The organism is Xylanivirga thermophila (genome assembly GCF_004138105.1).
Classification (GTDB): Bacteria; Bacillota; Clostridia; order Caldicoprobacterales; family Xylanivirgaceae; genus Xylanivirga; species Xylanivirga thermophila.
In genome coordinates, this window is sequence record NZ_RXHQ01000003.1 from 16,076 (window position 1) to 32,384 (window position 16,309).

15 protein-coding genes are annotated in these 16,309 nt (G+C 36.0%); all 15 read left to right on the forward strand.

From position 1 onward, the window contains the following. Positions 1–60 precede the first annotated feature (60 nt). The 15 genes from EJN67_RS02320 (at position 61) to gcvT (ending at position 16,289) form a co-directional block, all read left to right on the forward strand. The gene (locus EJN67_RS02320; protein WP_129721765.1) at positions 61–1,251 is read left to right on the forward strand and encodes an anhydro-N-acetylmuramic acid kinase; all 1,191 of its coding nucleotides are present in this window, start codon (positions 61–63) and stop codon (positions 1,249–1,251) included. A gap of 178 nt (positions 1,252–1,429) precedes the next feature. Beyond that, complete coding sequence (locus EJN67_RS02325) at positions 1,430–2,488, forward strand: Gfo/Idh/MocA family protein (protein WP_129721767.1); 1,059 nt, start codon at positions 1,430–1,432, stop codon at positions 2,486–2,488. Beyond that, on the forward strand, positions 2,485–3,348 hold the full coding sequence (locus EJN67_RS02330; RefSeq protein ID WP_129721770.1) for a Gfo/Idh/MocA family oxidoreductase: 864 nt from the start codon (positions 2,485–2,487) through the stop codon (positions 3,346–3,348). The genes EJN67_RS02325 and EJN67_RS02330 overlap by 4 nt, the downstream gene beginning before the upstream one ends. A gap of 93 nt (positions 3,349–3,441) precedes the next feature. Beyond that, the gene (locus EJN67_RS02335; RefSeq protein WP_129721774.1) at positions 3,442–4,239 is read left to right on the forward strand and encodes a PHP domain-containing protein; all 798 of its coding nucleotides are present in this window, start codon (positions 3,442–3,444) and stop codon (positions 4,237–4,239) included. Between the two features lie 15 nt (positions 4,240–4,254). Continuing rightward, positions 4,255–5,610 carry an ADP-ribosylglycohydrolase family protein gene (locus EJN67_RS02340; protein ID WP_129721777.1) on the forward strand — a complete coding sequence of 452 codons (1,356 nt, stop codon included), beginning with the start codon at positions 4,255–4,257 and terminating at the stop codon, positions 5,608–5,610. Between the two features lie 88 nt (positions 5,611–5,698). Further along, entirely contained in the window at positions 5,699–6,730 is a 1,032-nt protein-coding gene (locus EJN67_RS02345; protein ID WP_129721780.1) for a Gfo/Idh/MocA family protein, read from the forward strand. A 28-nt stretch (positions 6,731–6,758) separates the two neighbouring features. Continuing rightward, positions 6,759–8,126 (forward strand): FAD-dependent oxidoreductase, encoded by a 1,368-nt coding sequence (locus tag EJN67_RS02350; RefSeq protein WP_129721783.1) that lies wholly within the window; start codon positions 6,759–6,761, stop codon positions 8,124–8,126. Positions 8,127–8,128: 2 nt separating this feature from the next. Next, positions 8,129–8,947, forward strand: a complete 819-nt coding sequence (locus EJN67_RS02355; protein WP_129721786.1) for an MBL fold metallo-hydrolase — start codon at positions 8,129–8,131, stop codon at positions 8,945–8,947. Between the two features lie 111 nt (positions 8,948–9,058). Further along, positions 9,059–10,072 (forward strand): LacI family DNA-binding transcriptional regulator, encoded by a 1,014-nt coding sequence (locus EJN67_RS02360; RefSeq protein WP_129721789.1) that lies wholly within the window; start codon positions 9,059–9,061, stop codon positions 10,070–10,072. A gap of 24 nt (positions 10,073–10,096) precedes the next feature. After that, positions 10,097–10,879, forward strand: coding sequence for a sugar phosphate isomerase/epimerase family protein (locus EJN67_RS02365; RefSeq protein WP_129721792.1), 783 nt, complete (start codon positions 10,097–10,099; stop codon positions 10,877–10,879). 11 nt (positions 10,880–10,890) lie between these two features. After that, positions 10,891–11,754, forward strand: coding sequence for a sugar phosphate isomerase/epimerase family protein (locus tag EJN67_RS02370; RefSeq protein ID WP_129721795.1), 864 nt, complete (start codon positions 10,891–10,893; stop codon positions 11,752–11,754). Positions 11,755–11,766: 12 nt separating this feature from the next. Then, entirely contained in the window at positions 11,767–12,924 is a 1,158-nt protein-coding gene (locus EJN67_RS02375; RefSeq protein ID WP_129721798.1) for a Gfo/Idh/MocA family protein, read from the forward strand. A 179-nt stretch (positions 12,925–13,103) separates the two neighbouring features. After that, entirely contained in the window at positions 13,104–13,877 is a 774-nt protein-coding gene (gene udp / locus EJN67_RS02380) for a uridine phosphorylase (protein ID WP_129721800.1), read from the forward strand. A gap of 17 nt (positions 13,878–13,894) precedes the next feature. Further along, positions 13,895–15,067, forward strand: a complete 1,173-nt coding sequence (locus EJN67_RS02385) for a phosphopentomutase (RefSeq protein ID WP_129721803.1) — start codon at positions 13,895–13,897, stop codon at positions 15,065–15,067. 127 nt (positions 15,068–15,194) lie between these two features. Next, on the forward strand, positions 15,195–16,289 hold the full coding sequence (gene gcvT / locus EJN67_RS02390; protein ID WP_129721806.1) for a glycine cleavage system aminomethyltransferase GcvT: 1,095 nt from the start codon (positions 15,195–15,197) through the stop codon (positions 16,287–16,289). Positions 16,290–16,309 lie beyond the last annotated feature (20 nt).

Below are 16,309 nucleotides of genomic sequence, written 5' to 3' on the forward strand. Positions count from 1 at the left end.
TTTAACCCGACTCATGCTTAGTTTTATTTTATAAATATTTTTGTTGAGGTGTTATGTCATATGCATAAATTAATACGGGTATTAAAAAAAGATATAAAGCTGGTAGTAGGTTTAATGTCGGGTACATCCGTAGATGGTGTAGATGCTGCTTTGGTTAAGATTCATGGGAATGGTATGGATACAAAAACAGAAATGATAGCCTTTAAAAACTATCCGTATGATGAGCAAGTAAGGAAAAGGATATTTGAACTGTTTGTACCTGAAACATCCACTGTAGACAAGGTTTGCCATATGAATTTTCTGTTGGGAGAGATATTTGCCAGGGCAGCATTGGATATAATAGCTGAAGCCGGATATACACCTGAGGATATAGATATTATAGGCTCACATGGCCAGACAATATATCATATGCCTAATCCTATAGATGATAGTGGATATAATGTTCGATCTACCTTGCAAATAGGTGAGTCAGCGGTTATAGCTGAACGAACCGGTATTATAACTGTTGATGATTTTAGGGTACGTGATATGGCAGCAGGGGGTCAGGGCGCCCCCCTTGTTCCCTATACTGAATATATGATATATAGGGATAAGAATAAAAATATAGCCCTACAAAACATAGGAGGTATATCGAACGTTACGGTGATTCCTGTTAATTGTAGTATGGATGAGGTTTTTGCATTTGATAATGGGCCGGGCAATATGGTAATAGATGAGGTTGTAAAAAGGATAACAAATGGAAATCAGAATTATGATAAGGATGGGCAAATGGCTGGGAAAGGTACAATAAATGGTATGTTGCTTGATTATCTTATGGATGATAAGTTTTTTAGATTACCATTACCTAAAACAACGGGTCGAGAGTACTTTGGTAGTGCATATGTAGATAGGCTTATGAATAGGGCTAGGGAGCTTAATATAGAACGGGAAGATTTGGTGGCAACTGTTACTGCTCTTACAGCTAAATCAATAGCTGATAGCTATAAATATTATATTTTGGATAAATATAGATTAGATAGGGTCATAATAGGGGGAGGCGGGAGCTATAATAAAACCCTTTTAAAATTTATTAAAGGCTATCTTAAGAATATAGAGGTAATTACTCAAGAAAATTTGGGATTTAGTAGTGATGCAAAGGAGGCTGTGGCATTTGCCATACTGGCAAATGAAGCTATAAATGGGTATGCAAATAATATTCCAAAGGTGACGGGAGCTAAAAAGCCGGTTGTAATGGGTAAGATAGTAATATGAAAAAATGATCAAAAAGCAAGCACAAAAAGACAAAGACATAGTAAATACAGATGATATACTTAAAATAGTATTTATTTTTATATGTTAAATTATATAGTTTATGGCACATAATAGTTTATGGCACATAATTATATGCATTCTAAATCAATTTAAAGAATTTAGGGGAGGTAGTGTAAATATGGAACAAGTTACTGTAGCAGTAATAGGTTGTGGAAGTATAGCGCGTAATGCACATCTGCCATCATATGCTAAAAATCCGAGGGCAAAGATAAAATATGTTGTAGATATAAAGCCTGAGGCTGCAAAAGAAATGGCGGAGCAGTATAATGTACCAAATGTTCTTACAGATTATAGAGATTTACTTGATGATGATGAGGTAGAGGCAATATCTATATGTACTCCAAATTATACACATGCACCTATAGCTATAGATTGCTTGAATGCTGGGAAAAATGTTCTATGTGAAAAACCTGCTGCAATAAATGCTGAGTTGGTTGAAAAAATGAAAAAGGCAGCCGATCGCAATAATAAGGTGCTTAATATTGGTGTTGTAAATCGCTTTGATAGTGTAGTGAATAAGATAAAAGATATGATAGATGCAGGAGAGTTAGGAAATTTATATCATATATACTGTTCTTTTCGTTCTCATAGATCTATACCGGGCCTTGGTGAATGGTTTACTACTAAATCCATGTCAGGTGGTGGAGTACTTATAGATTGGGGTGTCCATTTTCTTGATCTTATATTCTATTGTATCAGCCCTGAAAAAATATTGACTGTATCTAGCAATGCATATAGCGAACTTGCAAAGAATATGCGGGAATACGTCTATGAAAGTATGTGGGCAGGTCCACCAAACTATAATGGGGTTTATGACGTAGAAGAATTTGTAACTGGACTTATACGTACTTCAGGTCCTACCATAAGCTTAAATGGTGCATGGGCACAAAATATAAATGACCCGGCAATGTTTATAGAATTTATGGGTGATAAGGGCGGTATAAAGTTGCAATACGGTGGAGATTTTACTTTTTATACTACAAAGGACGGAAAACTATATCAAGAGGATTCTTCAGTAGCCCATAATGATAAATTTTATGATGAACTGGATAGTTTTCTTAAATCATCTATAGAGAACCGAAAAAACAGGGCAAATGTAGATAATATACTAATAACTGCACAGGTCATGGATGCCATATATAAATCGGCACAACTGGGTAGAGAGGTGGTACTGTGAAACATATAGGTTTCATTGATTATTATATTGATGAATGGCATGCTAATAATTATCCCGCATGGATTAGAGAAAATATAACTAAAAAGGGATGGGATTGGGATATAAGCTATGTATGGGCTGAAATTGATAATCCTAATGGACTGGATACTGATAGCTGGTGTAAAAAATATAATGTAGAGCGTGTAGATACCATAGAAGAACTGGTAGAAAAGTCAGATTTTATAATGGTTTTATCTCCAGACAATCCCGAAAATCATGAAAGATTTTCAAAGCTAGCATTGATGTCAGGTAAACCGGTTTATATAGATAAGACTTTTTCGCCAGATCTTGCTTCAGGGGTTAGGATGTTTAAAACTGCTGAGCAATATAACACCCCTATGTTTTCGAGTTCAGCGCTTCGTTTTGCCGAGGAGCTTTCTATCTATCCTGATTCAGATGTAAATCATGATAGTATAGAATATGTAGCTACTATGGGACCGGGGTATTTTGACAATTATGCAGTTCATCAAATTGAAATGATAGTGTCATTAATGGGAGTCGGAGCAAAAAGGATTAAAAGTTTGTCTTCTACAAATGGAAGGTTCTTATCAATAGAATATAATGATGGACGAAGGGCCTCTATGCTCCAGATTCAGGATATGCCATTTCAGTTATCTATGCAGCTAAAAGATGGCAAGGGAATATTTATAAAGGAATGTTCTGATACATTTCCCAGGCTTATCGATGAAATAATGAACTTTTTTAATACTAAAGAGATTCCTGTAGCCCAGGAAGAAACCCTTGAAATAATGGCTATTATAGAGGCAGGTAACAAGGCTTTAAAAAATTATGATACTTGGATAGATATATCCCACTATTAAAACAACCTAGTGATGCTCCTTCTTGTCAAATATTAAATTCAAGGAGGAGCATCTTGATATAATTAAAATTTTGTTATGCTTTGAGGTGAAATTATGATAATAGATCACGATTTGCATATACATACAAATTTGTCTTCATGTTCAAACGATCCAGATGCTATTCCTTCCAAGATTATAAAAAAAGCAAGGAAAAATGGATTGAAAACTATAGGATTTTGCGATCATTTTTGGGATGAAACTGTGCCAGGAGCCTCTGGATGGTATAAAGGTCAGGACTTCACACATGTATCCCTTATAAGGAATCAAATACCAAGAGATAAAGAAGGTATAGATGTTTTAATAGGTTGTGAGACGGAATATTGTGGAGGAGGCAAGATTGGCATATCCAAAGCTAGAGTAGAAGAATTTGACTATGTTTTAGTTCCCATATCCCATTTTCATATGAAAGGATTTGTTGTACCGGATACGAATTTGAGTTTTGAGGATATGGCGAATTTGCTAGTTGAAAGATTTATCGAGGTCTTGCAACTAGATATAGCAACAGCAATACCACATCCTTTTTATCCTGTAGGTTATACTCAATATGTAGATGAGATTTTATCATATGTAGAGGATAATGCTTTTTACGATTGCTTTAATATGGCAGCAGATAAAAAGGTGGGGATTGAGGTGTCTAATGTAATGTTTCCCGGAAGCCGTGGCAAGAAATATGATGGATTTCATGATGAAACTTTTTTACGGATTTTGAGTATTGCAAGGGAATGTGGATGTATGTTTTATTTTGGTAGTGATGCCCATGAATTGGATTCCATAGGGTTGGTTAAAAATCTTGGACCTTATGCCCAAAGGATTGGAATAGCTGAAAAACAACTTATGTTAAATATATTATAGAAAAGGGAGATATATATGCATATTACATATTTAACTTTTGCTGAGAGATTATCTGTGGAGATTCTTCAAAGTGCAGATGAAGGAAAGAATATAGAAAAATATATGAATGCAGTTAAGGAGATAAAAACTTTAGATGACAATAAAAAAGAAGAAAAGTCAGCACAGCTAATAGATGAACTGATCTCTATTAATGCAGTAAATGCCCAGATTGATGAACCTTCAGATATTGAAGATATAAGGAAGAGGAGAAGTTCAGGTCCTAGAAGAATGCTTGTAAACATGGATGATGATATACTATATGATAAGATATTTGGAGCGTGGTTAGGAAGATGTAGTGGATGTCTTCTAGGGCAGCCTGTGGAGGGTTGGTATAGAGATAGGATATGGGGATTTGCTAAAGATACTAATAATTATCCAATAAATTATTATTTTTCATCTAAAGTGCCAGATGATATTAGGAAAAAATATAATATAAAAGACGATGGAATTGTGTATAGCTCAAATAAAATAAATTGGATCAATAATATAGAGCATATGGTGGAAGATGATGATACAAATTATACCATATTAGCCTTGTCTATAATTAACCAGTATGGACTTAATTTTACATCAGAGAATGTTGCAGAATCATGGATGTTTAACCTACCTATTTTACATACCTGCAGCGCCGAAAGGGTAGCTTACCAAAACATATCTAATATGATGGATGCACCTCAATCTGCCATATTTAGGAATCCATATAGGGAGTGGATTGGAGCACAGATAAGGGCAGATTTTTATGGATATATAACTCCTGGATATCCTGAATTGGGTGCAGAGATGGCATGGAGGGATGCAAGAATATCCCATACTAAAAATGGTATATACGGTGCCATGTGGGTAGCAGCTATGTTATCTGCTGCAGCTATAACAGATGATATAGAAGAGGTTATAAGGGTAGGGTTATCGGAGATACCTAAAGATAGCAGGTTGGCCAAAGGAATAAATAAAGTTTTTGGATGGCAAAAGGAAGGTTTGAAATGGGAAGAGGCTATAGATAGATTGCATGAAGAATACGATGAAACTATAGGACATAACTGGTGTCATACTATACCTAATGCAATGATTGTAGCAATTTCGCTTATCTATGGTCATGGGGATTTTGAACGATCTGTAGGCATAGCTATATTAGCAGCTTTTGATACGGATTGTAATGCGGCTACAGTAGGTTCTATTATAGGTATGTTACAAGGGGCAGGCAATTTACCTTATAAATGGATAGAACCTTTAAAAGATACTATAATATCAGGTGTACAAGGTTTTGGAAAGATAGCCATATCGGAACTTGCAAGGCGGACTATTCCCTTTGCTAGAAGGACAATGCAATTATAATACCACACAATAAATATACCTAATATATATGCTATAATATAAAGAAAAAGAAGGTTTTTAATATAAAAAATATAACGGGGTGAAAAAAATGGAAAAAGTAAAAGTAGCAATGGTTGGGTGTGGGAGGATTTCAGAGGTATACAGAGAAGTATTTAAAACTTTAAAAGATAAAGTAGAAGTAAAATATTCAGTGGATATTGATAAAGAACGAGCTGAGGAGTTTGCTAGTCATTTTAATGGCTGTAGAGCCATCACGGATTATAAGGAGATACTTGATAGTGAGGTAGATATAGTACATTTGGCTACTCCACATTATTTGCATCCAATAATGGCAATTGATTTTATGAATCACAAGCACCATGTACTTACGGAGAAACCAATGGCTATCACACTAAAAGACGCCGATGACATGATAAAGACATCTGATAAAAATGGAGTAAAACTAGGAGTTATTTTTCAAACACGATATGTAAAAGGTTGTATGGAGCTGAAAAAGTTTATTGAAGAAGGTAAACTAGGTAAAATCTTAGGTGCTAGATCATATCTTTCATGGTCACGCCCTGACAGTTATTATGCAGAATCTAACTGGAAAGGTACATGGGATAAGGAAGGCGGCGGTGTACTGATAGATCAGGCCATCCACAGTCTTGATAGAGTACAATGGCTAGTTGGCTCTAATATTCAGTGGATTGAAGGGTCAATGGCTAATCGTATGCATCAGGTTGTTCGTGTTGAAGATGTTGCTGAGGCACTTGTAAAGTTTGAAAATGGATGCTTATATCAGTTATATGCATGTAATGCTTATCCTATAAATGCACCTATAGAGATTGAAATTGTAGGTGAAAAGGGAAAGGTAGGTCTTGTGCAGGATCTGGCATGGGTAGAATTAGAAGGTCAGGAACGTTATGAAATTCATGAGGGATATGATGGATTGTATGTAGGACCTAGTTATTGGGGCAGCAGTCATATCACTCAAATAAAGGATTTTTATAAGTCTGTTATGGAAGATAAACCCGTGGCTATAGATGGACGTGAAGGCCGTAAAGCGCTAGAACTTGTACTTGGTATATATAAATCAGCCAGAGAACATAAAAGGATAGATTTACCATTCGAAGATTGATATGTAATAATATGGAGGATTTTTAATTATGAGGTCTATTTGTGAGCATGAACGGGTAATACCTATAATAGTTGAAACCGATGTCTTAGTGGCAGGCGGGGGCACGGCAGGTGCTGTTGCAGCCATTTCGGCAGCTCGTGAAGGAGCAAATGTAGTATTAATTGAACAGTTTGGAGGGTTAGGGGGAACTGCTACACAGTCTCTAGTTACCCCTATGATGCATACTTATATAGAAAACAACCCCATGTGTTCATCTATAAGCCAGGAGATAAATGACAGACTGATAGAAAGTGGATATGGGTATAAGGGGAACAATGGTAATGGAGGATATTTTGATCCGTTAATGTTAAAGTATCTGTTGGAAAAGATGGCTGTAGAATCGGGAGTTAATCTTTTATACTATACATTTGTATCAGATGTTATTATCAAAGATAATAAAGTACAAGGCTTAATAATAGAAAACAAAAATGGCCGTAATGCCTTGCTTGGAAAAGTTATTATTGACTGTACAGGAGATGCAGATTTAGCCTGGAAGGCAGGGGTTCCATGTGATAAGGGCGATGAAGATGGGAAAAATCAGCCATTATCCTTAAGATATTTAGTAGGTGGAATAGATTTAGAGAAATTTAGTGATTTTATAAGAAACTATGATAAAAACTTTCGTTATAAAGAATCCATATTCTATTCAGCAGTTACATCCAAGGGGGACGGTGTATTAGATCCTGTATTCAAAGAAGCTATTAAAAAAGGAGATTTAACGGAAGAAGATGCAATATATTGGGAAATTTTTGGAGTTCCCGGTAGGTATGATACTTTAGCTTTTAATTGTCCTGAATTTTTTGAAGATGTGGATGGTACCAATGCATATCATCTTACCAAAGCACAGATTAAGGGCAAAGAAGCTATAATGCGACATTTGAAATTTTATAAAAAATATTTTAACGGGTTTGAAAATGCATATGTTTCAGAAATAGCTCCCATGGTAGGGATTAGAGAGTCAAGGAGGATAATTGGTGAATATAAGCTTAGTGATGAAGATGTATTACTAAAAAGAAAGTTTAACGACTATATAGCTAAATCTAATTATCCGGTAGATATCCATGGCAAGACTCTAAAATATGAAGATTTAAAAGCAGTAGAAGATGATAGACCGTATTATGAAATACCGTATAGATGTTTATTGCCCGTTGATATAGAAAATATGCTTGTTGCCGGTAGATGTATCTCCGCCTCATTTTTAGCCCAATCATCACTCCGCATTCAACCAACTGTTAGGGCAATTGGCGAAGCAGCAGGTATTGCAGCAGCTATTGCAGTAAAAGAGGATATATTATTGCAGCAAATAGATGGGACTAGAATTCGAGAAATTATGATTGATAGGGGAGGCAATTTCTAAAAATGAATATTAAATTTTTAGGTACTGCAGCGGCAGAAGGTTGGCCGGCCTTATTTTGTCAATGCGATGCATGTAAGCGTGCACAAGAATTAGGTGGTAAGAATATAAGAACTCGTGCGTCCTGTCTTATAGATAATAGATATCTAGTGGATTTTTCACCTGATACATATATGCATAAATTAATATATAATCTTGATTTATCGCAGGTTGAGAGTTGTTTTATCACCCATTCCCATTCTGATCATTTTCATCCCCTTGATTTTGAGATGCGACTAGATGGGTTTGCTCATATAAAAGATAGAATACCTCTTAATCTATATGGAAATAGCAAGGTAAAGAAGCTATTTGATTATGCCCTTAGTGGAATGGATTTTACAGACGTAGTAAATTATCATCTTTTACAGCCATTTGATGAAGTAGAGGCGGGAGATGTAAAATTAGTAGCACTTCCAGCAGACCATGATAAGAGGGAGGACTGCTTTATATACATTATAGAGATAAATAGGAAAACTCTTTTATATGGTCATGATTCAGGGTATTATCCAAAAAAAACATGGGATGAATTAGAAAAATATATATTCGATGGTGTTATATTGGATTGTACCTTTGGCCCTAAAGATTGTCGTTCGGGGCATATGGGGCTTTCAACAGATATAGATGTAAAAAATAGGTTTTTAGAGATCGGCTCAGCACATAATAATACTAAGTTCATCATCACTCATTTTTCGCATAATATGAAGCTTATGCACCATGAAATTGAGAAAATAGCAAAATCCCATGGCTTTATAACGGCATATGACGGATTAGAAGTTGAAATATAAAAATAAAGGAATTGATGTTTTATAAAAAGCATGCCATAATTATATTATAAACGATGGTGTGCTTTTTTATAATTAAAAAGGTAACCGATTACCTAGTTGGAGGTAAAGCAAATGGCTACGATTTATGATATAGCAAAAAAAGCAGGTGTATCTGTAGCTACGGTATCCCGTGTATTAAACGGAGTGGATCACCCTATAAAAGAAGAGACTAGAATAAAGGTATTAAGTGTAGCAGAGGAACTAAATTATCATCCAAATACAATTGCAAAAAGTTTGGTGGGGGGAAGGACATATACTATAGCCTTTCTTATTCCCAGCATTGCAAATGACTTTTATACCCAATTGGCAGAGGCTATAGAGGATAAGCTCCATGATAGGGGGTATATTACTTATCTTTGTAATACAAAACGTAATATAGATAAAGAGACTAAATATGTTGAGAGCATCATCGAGAGAAAGGTAGACGGGGTAATATTTAGTCCTACTAGAGTAAGACCAGAAGATAATAGGCAGAATAAAAGAAATATAGAAGAGTTAATAAAAAACAATGTACCAGTTGTAGCTTTTGGTAGTCATTTTGAAGGTGTCAGTCAAATCCATATAAACACATATGAAGGATCTATTAAGGCTACCAGCTACCTTATAGATTTAGGGCATCTAAGAATTGGGTTTGTAGATGGGTTAATGGCAGGTACCAGACGGAGCAGACGAAAAGGCTATATGGCCGCATTAAAAGACAGTTATATAGGAGTAGATGATGAGCTTATTGTTTCAGGGGATTTAACCTTGCAAGGGGGATATGAATGTACGAAAACTTTATTATCTTTAAAAGATCCTCCTACAGCCATAATTACCGTTAATAATCTTATGGCAATGGGTGCGCTGAAAGCTGCTGGAGATATGGGCGTAAATGTACCAAATGAGTTATCTGTAATAGGATTTGATGATAGCGTATTGGCACAAATAATAGAGCCGTCCCTTACGGTTGTCAGACAACCGTTGGGTATTATAGGCGATTTAGCAGAGCAACTTTTAATGGAGCAAATAGAAGATGATGCCTCAATTAGAACTGTAGAAGTAATGCCCGAGCTAATAACAAGGCAGTCTTGCCATAAAGTGAATTAAAATAAATATATGAGGTGATATGTTATGAGTTATCCAATTATTGCTGCCCAGCTTTATACTGTTAGGGATTTTACCAAGATTCCTAAGGATATAGAAAAGACTTTTAAAAAGTTGAAAGAAATAGGCTATAATGCTGTACAGGTATCAGGTATAGGTCCTATAGAACATGAACGCTTAAAACATATGGCAGATGAAGCGGGGCTAAAGATTTGTGCTACCCACATATCCTTTGATAAATTGGAAGATGACTTTGATGATGTGGTAAAGCAGCATAAATTATGGGATTGTGAGTACGTAGGTTTAGGTAGTATGCCTGGAGAATATCGCACTAATGAAGAAGGATTTAAAAATTTTGCCCACAAAGCATCTGAGATAGCTAGAAGACTCAATGATCAGGGCCTTAAGTTTGTATATCATAATCATAATTTTGAATTCACACGATTTGGTAATACAACGGGGATGGATATATTATTTAATGAAAGTGATCCAGATGCCTTTCAGTTTGAAATGGATACATTTTGGGTTCAGGCGGGAGGCGCAAATCCAGTAGACTGGATAAAAAAGTTAAAAGGTCGTATGGAAGTTATACATTTTAAGGACATGGCAGTAGGCTTGGATATGAAACCCATAATGTCAGAGGTAGGAGAAGGAAATCTAAACTGGAAGGATATAATAGATGCCTGCAAGGATATAGGAGTGAAGTGGGCACCTGTAGAGCAGGATATATGTAAGAGAGATCCGTTTGAGAGTTTATCCATTAGCCTAAAAAATTTAAAAAAGATGGGGTTGTCATCTGAGGTAAAATAGGAGGTTACCATATGGATAAGTTTATTTTAAGTGGTTTTGCAGATGAGATAGATATGGATTTAAACATCCAGATGGATGTGATGGATAAATGTAATATTAAGCATATTGAGATGCGAGGTGTCGATGGAAAAGGATTGGTAGAGCACGATAAGGAAAAAGTAAATGAAATCAAAAAGAGGTTGGATGATAGAAATTTTAGAATATCCGCTATAGGCTCTCCCATAGGTAAGATTGACATAACTGATCCCTTTGAAGAACATTTGGATCTTTTCAAATATACTATTGATATTGCCCATACTCTGGATGCAAAATACATTCGTATGTTTAGCTTTTTTATACCAAAAGGGCAGGATCCATATATATACAGGGACGAGGTTATAAACAGGTGGGAAATGTTTGTAGACGCCGCAAAAGACTCAGGGCTTGTATTATTACATGAAAATGAAAAAGACATATATGGAGATACTCCAGAACGGTGTCTTGATCTGTTAAAAACCCTTGATTGTCCTTATGTAAGGGCTACATTTGATCCTGCTAATTTTGTGCAGTGTGGTGTAGAAGTCTATCCACATGCCTTTAATATGCTAAGACCGTATATAGAATATATGCATATAAAAGATGCTTTATCTAGAGATGGAAGCGTAGTGCCTGCAGGATATGGGGATGGAAATATAGATAAGATAATAGGGGAATTATATAAAGAGAATGATAATCCTATGTATTTGTCATTGGAGCCACATCTTGGAAAATTCGCAGGTTTAGTAGCTCTGGAGAAGGATAATAATCGAATAGAAAATTTGCCATCTAGTGGCGAAGAAAAATTTATTACAGCGTTTAACGCACTTAAAAATATATTATCAGAAATTGTAGATTGAGGGTGATATAATATGGATACAGTACGAATTGGGGTCATAGGTATAGGTAATATGGGAAGTTATCATGCCTTATACTTGGCAAATGGAGAAATAAAGGGTGCAATTCTTACTGCTGTGTGTGATATAAATCCTGAACGCATTAAATGGGCAAAGGAAAATTTAAAGGGAGATATAAGGCTATTTGACAATGCAGATGACCTTTTTGAATCAAACTGTGTAGATGCAGTAGTTATTGCTACTCCGCATTATGATCATTCACCTATTGCCATAAAGGCTTTTGAGCATGGGTTACATGTGCTTACTGAAAAGCCTGCTGGTGTTTATACAAGGCAAGTAAGGGAGATGAATGAAGCTGCAGAAAAAAGCGGAAAAGTATTCGGCATAATGTATAATCAGCGTACCAACCCACTATATCAAAAGGTAAGGGATCTGATAACATCGGGGGAATTGGGTGATATTAAGAGAACCATATGGATCATAACCAACTGGTATAGGCCCCAGAGTTATTATGATTCAGGTGGTTGGAGGGCTACCTGGGCGGGAGAAGGTGGAGGAGTACTCCTAAACCAGGATCCCCATCAATTGGATTTATGGCAATGGATGTGTGGTATGCCAAAGAGAGTGAGGGCATTTTGTGCATTTGGTAAGTATCATAATATAGAAGTTGAAGATGATGTTACTGCTTATGTAGAATATCCCAATGGTGCTACAGGGTTATTTGTAACATGCACTGGTGAAGCTCCTGGTACCAATCGATTTGAAGTATCTGGAGATAGGGGTAAACTCGTGATTGAGGATGGAAAGCTTATATTTTGGAGACTTCGTACACCAGAGAGAGAGTTTAATAGCACATTTAAAGGAACTTTTGGTGAGCCAGAATGCTGGAAATGTGAAGTGCCTATAAAGGGAAATGAGACGGGACATAGAGGAATAATGCAAAATTTTGTAGATGGCATATTAAAAGATAGCAATCTGTTGGCACCTGGTATTGAAGGAATAAATGGCCTTCAGATTTCAAATGCCATGCACCTATCATCATGGACGGACAACTGGGTGAATATACCGGTAGATGAAGATTTATTCTATGAAAAGCTAGAGGAAAAGATAAAAAACTCTAATTTCAAGAAGATAATTAAAGAACAGGTAAGCAGTGTAGAAGGTACGTTTTAATAACATTATTGATAAATTTTAATCGCGTCCTATATAGTATACAGTTTTGATTGTCTACTATATGGGATGTTTTTTTGTGTTAGAAAAGGAAATGATCCTATATAGATAGATGTAATTTATGATTTAAATACATTTTTCCATGGTATAATAATATAAGAATAAATAAGGGAGAGATACATATGGTATACAGTGATAATGAACTTCAGTACCATATTCAGTGTAAAAAAGGAGATATAGGGCGCTATGTAATATTGCCTGGAGACCCGGGGAGGTGTGAAAAAATAGCTAAATATTTTGATAGGCCTAAGGAAATAGCCCATAACAGGGAGTTTGTTACTTATACAGGCTATTTGGATAGACAGAAGGTTAGCGTAACATCTACAGGTATTGGGGGGCCGTCTGCTGCTATAGCTTTGGAGGAGCTGGTAAGGGCTGGCGCCGATACTTTTATTAGAGTTGGTACATCAGGTGGCATGGATATAAGAGTAAAGGGAGGAGATTTGGTAATACCAAATGGCGCTATAAGATATGACGGTACGGGAAGAGAATATATGCCTTTAGAATTTCCGGCAGTATCAAATTATGAAGTTTTGACTGCTCTAGTAAACAGTGCATCGGACATGGGATATACATACCATGTAGGTGTAGTTCAGTCAAAAGATTCATTTTATGGTCAACATGAGCCGGAAAAACAGCCTGTTGCTTATGAACTTATAAATAAGTGGAATGCCTGGATGGTGGGAGGTGCATTAGCTTCCGAAATGGAGTGTGCTACTCTTTTTATAGTAGCAACTGTTTTAAAAGTACGTATAGGTGCAGTGATTTTAGCTATGGCCAATCAAGAAAGGCGAAGACTGGGGATGGATGACCCAAAGGTATATGATACTGAAGGTGCGATAAAGGTGGCTCTAGGAGCAATGAGGAATCTTATTAAACATGATAAAAATCTATAAAAGAGAAGGGATAGGGTATGAAAGATAGAAGAGTTGTACTTATAGTTTTGGATAGTTTAGGGATAGGTTATATGCCCGATGCTCATCTATACGGGGATGAAGGGAGCAACACCATTTGTGCATTGACCACAGCCCCTAATTTTAAGATAGAGACGTTAAAAAGATTTGGAATGGGTTGTATTGACGGTATAGATTGTCTACCTAAAACCGATGCACCCATAGCCAGTTTTGCTCGTATGACTGAACAATCAAAGGGTAAGGATACTACAACTGGACATTGGGAGATTAGTGGTATTGTAACACCAACCCCCTTTCCAACATATCCTGAAGGATTTCCAAAAACAATAATAGATCAATTTCAAAAAGCTATAGGGCGGAAGGTGCTATTTAATAAACCTGCATCCGGTACTGAGGTTATAGAGAAATTAGGTGAAGAACATATGTTGACAGGACAGCCCATAGTATATACATCGGCAGATAGTGTATTCCAAATTGCTGCCCATGAAGAAATCATTTCTATAGATGAATTATATGAATACTGCAAGATTGCCCGGGAAATCTTAAAAGGTAGGCATGCTGTTGCTAGGGTAATAGCCAGACCTTTTATTGGTGAGAAGGGAAGTTTTAAAAGGACAGACAGAAGGAGAGATTTTTCACTTGCTCCACCAGCTTCTACAGTGCTCGATGCTATTAGATCATCTGGATATGATGTGATAGGAATAGGCAAAATAAATGACATCTTTGCAGGCAAAGGCATAACCTATAGTATTCATACCCATGATAATATAGATGGTATGTCAAAGATAGAGCTGGCAACAAAAGAATATAAAAAAGGTCTTATTTTTGCCAACCTTGTAGATTTTGATATGTTGTATGGCCATAGAAACGATGTAGTGGGATATGCAAATGCGCTTATGGAATTTGATAAATGGCTGGGAGATTTTATAGGCAAACTAGAAGAGCATGATATGCTAATTATAACTGCTGATCATGGATGTGATCCTTCAACTCCTAGTACTGATCATTCAAGAGAATATACGCCTATGCTAGTATATGGTAAAGGAATAAAAGCAGGAGCAAATTTGGGAACCAGGGATACTTTTGCCGATATTGCAGCTACTGTAGCGGAATATTTGAATGTTGATTACAATACACCTGGTCAAAGTTTTCTAGAGCAAATATTGATATAGAAAAGCATTAAAAGTTATGCTATACTGAAGTTGTAAATTAGGCAAAAAGTTAATATGACAGAGGCAGATAAAAATTACTTGTTGTATGCCTCTGTTTTTTAGTATTATATAGGAAGGAGCAATTAAATTGAAGAAAACGCCTCTATATGATAGACATGCTGTATTGGGTGGGAAGATTATAGATTTTGGGGGTTGGTCTCTACCGGTTCAATATACAAGTATTATAGAAGAGCATAACACGGTTAGAGAAAAGGCTGGGTTGTTTGATGTTTCGCATATGGGAGAAATATTAGTATCAGGCAGGGATGCTCAAGGGTTTATTCAGTACATGGTTACAAATGATATATCTAAAATGCAATCAGGTAGGGTTATGTATTCGCCTGTATGTTATCCTACAGGAGGTGTGGTAGATGACATACTTATTTATAAAAAAGGAGATGAAGAGTATCTTCTAGTGGTAAATGCAGCAAATACCGATAAGGATTTTGAATGGTTTATATCCAATAAAAAAGGACAGGTAGATATAATAAACAAATCAAACGAATATGCACAATTAGCACTTCAAGGACCAAATGCCCAGAGTATACTGCAAAACGTTGTAGATATTGATCTTAATGATCTGAAGTTCTTCAGATTTTTAGAAAATGTAAATATATGCGGTATTAATGCATTAATTTCTCGTACGGGGTATACAGGAGAGGATGGATTTGAGCTATACATATCTCCAAACGATGCGGTATATGTATGGGATATGTTATTGGAAAAAGGAGAGGGATACGGTTTAAAACCAATTGGCCTTGGAGCAAGGGATACTCTACGATTTGAAGCTGCATTACCCCTTTATGGACAGGAAATATCAGAGGATATCTCACCACTAGAAGGGGGATTGGGATATTTTGTTAAGCTTAAGAAGGACAGTTTTGTAGGTAAAGATGCATTGCTTCAACAAAAACAAGAAGGTGTTTTAAGAAGGCTTATAGGTTTTGAGATGGTAGGACGTGGACTTGCCCGCAGTCATTATAAAATAGAAATAGATGAAGTGGAATTAGGTTTTGTCACTAGTGGTAATTTTTCACCTACCTTAAATAAAAATTTGGGCATGGCTATTATAGATGAAAAATATGCAGTTGAAGGACAAAAAATATGTGTTATAGTAAGAAACAAGCCCATTGAGGCTAAAATAATAGAGATCCCATTTTATAAAAAACAATATAAAAAATAATACGATATTAACTATATAAG

Excerpts from the sequence above, each read along its gene's own strand:
- EJN67_RS02320 (WP_129721765.1), top strand. The coding sequence starts at position 61 with ATGCATAAATTAATACGGGTATTAAAAAAAGATATAAAGCTGGTAGTA.
- EJN67_RS02325 (WP_129721767.1), top strand. The coding sequence starts at position 1,430 with ATGGAACAAGTTACTGTAGCAGTAATAGGTTGTGGAAGTATAGCGCGT.
- EJN67_RS02335 (WP_129721774.1), top strand. The coding sequence starts at position 3,442 with ATGATAATAGATCACGATTTGCATATACATACAAATTTGTCTTCATGT.
- EJN67_RS02340 (WP_129721777.1), top strand. The coding sequence starts at position 4,255 with ATGCATATTACATATTTAACTTTTGCTGAGAGATTATCTGTGGAGATT.
- EJN67_RS02345 (WP_129721780.1), top strand. The coding sequence starts at position 5,699 with ATGGAAAAAGTAAAAGTAGCAATGGTTGGGTGTGGGAGGATTTCAGAG.
- EJN67_RS02350 (WP_129721783.1), top strand. The coding sequence starts at position 6,759 with ATGAGGTCTATTTGTGAGCATGAACGGGTAATACCTATAATAGTTGAA.
- EJN67_RS02355 (WP_129721786.1), top strand. The coding sequence starts at position 8,129 with ATGAATATTAAATTTTTAGGTACTGCAGCGGCAGAAGGTTGGCCGGCC.
- EJN67_RS02360 (WP_129721789.1), top strand. The coding sequence starts at position 9,059 with ATGGCTACGATTTATGATATAGCAAAAAAAGCAGGTGTATCTGTAGCT.
- EJN67_RS02365 (WP_129721792.1), top strand. The coding sequence starts at position 10,097 with ATGAGTTATCCAATTATTGCTGCCCAGCTTTATACTGTTAGGGATTTT.
- EJN67_RS02370 (WP_129721795.1), top strand. The coding sequence starts at position 10,891 with ATGGATAAGTTTATTTTAAGTGGTTTTGCAGATGAGATAGATATGGAT.
- EJN67_RS02375 (WP_129721798.1), top strand. The coding sequence starts at position 11,767 with ATGGATACAGTACGAATTGGGGTCATAGGTATAGGTAATATGGGAAGT.
- udp (WP_129721800.1), top strand. The coding sequence starts at position 13,104 with ATGGTATACAGTGATAATGAACTTCAGTACCATATTCAGTGTAAAAAA.
- EJN67_RS02385 (WP_129721803.1), top strand. The coding sequence starts at position 13,895 with ATGAAAGATAGAAGAGTTGTACTTATAGTTTTGGATAGTTTAGGGATA.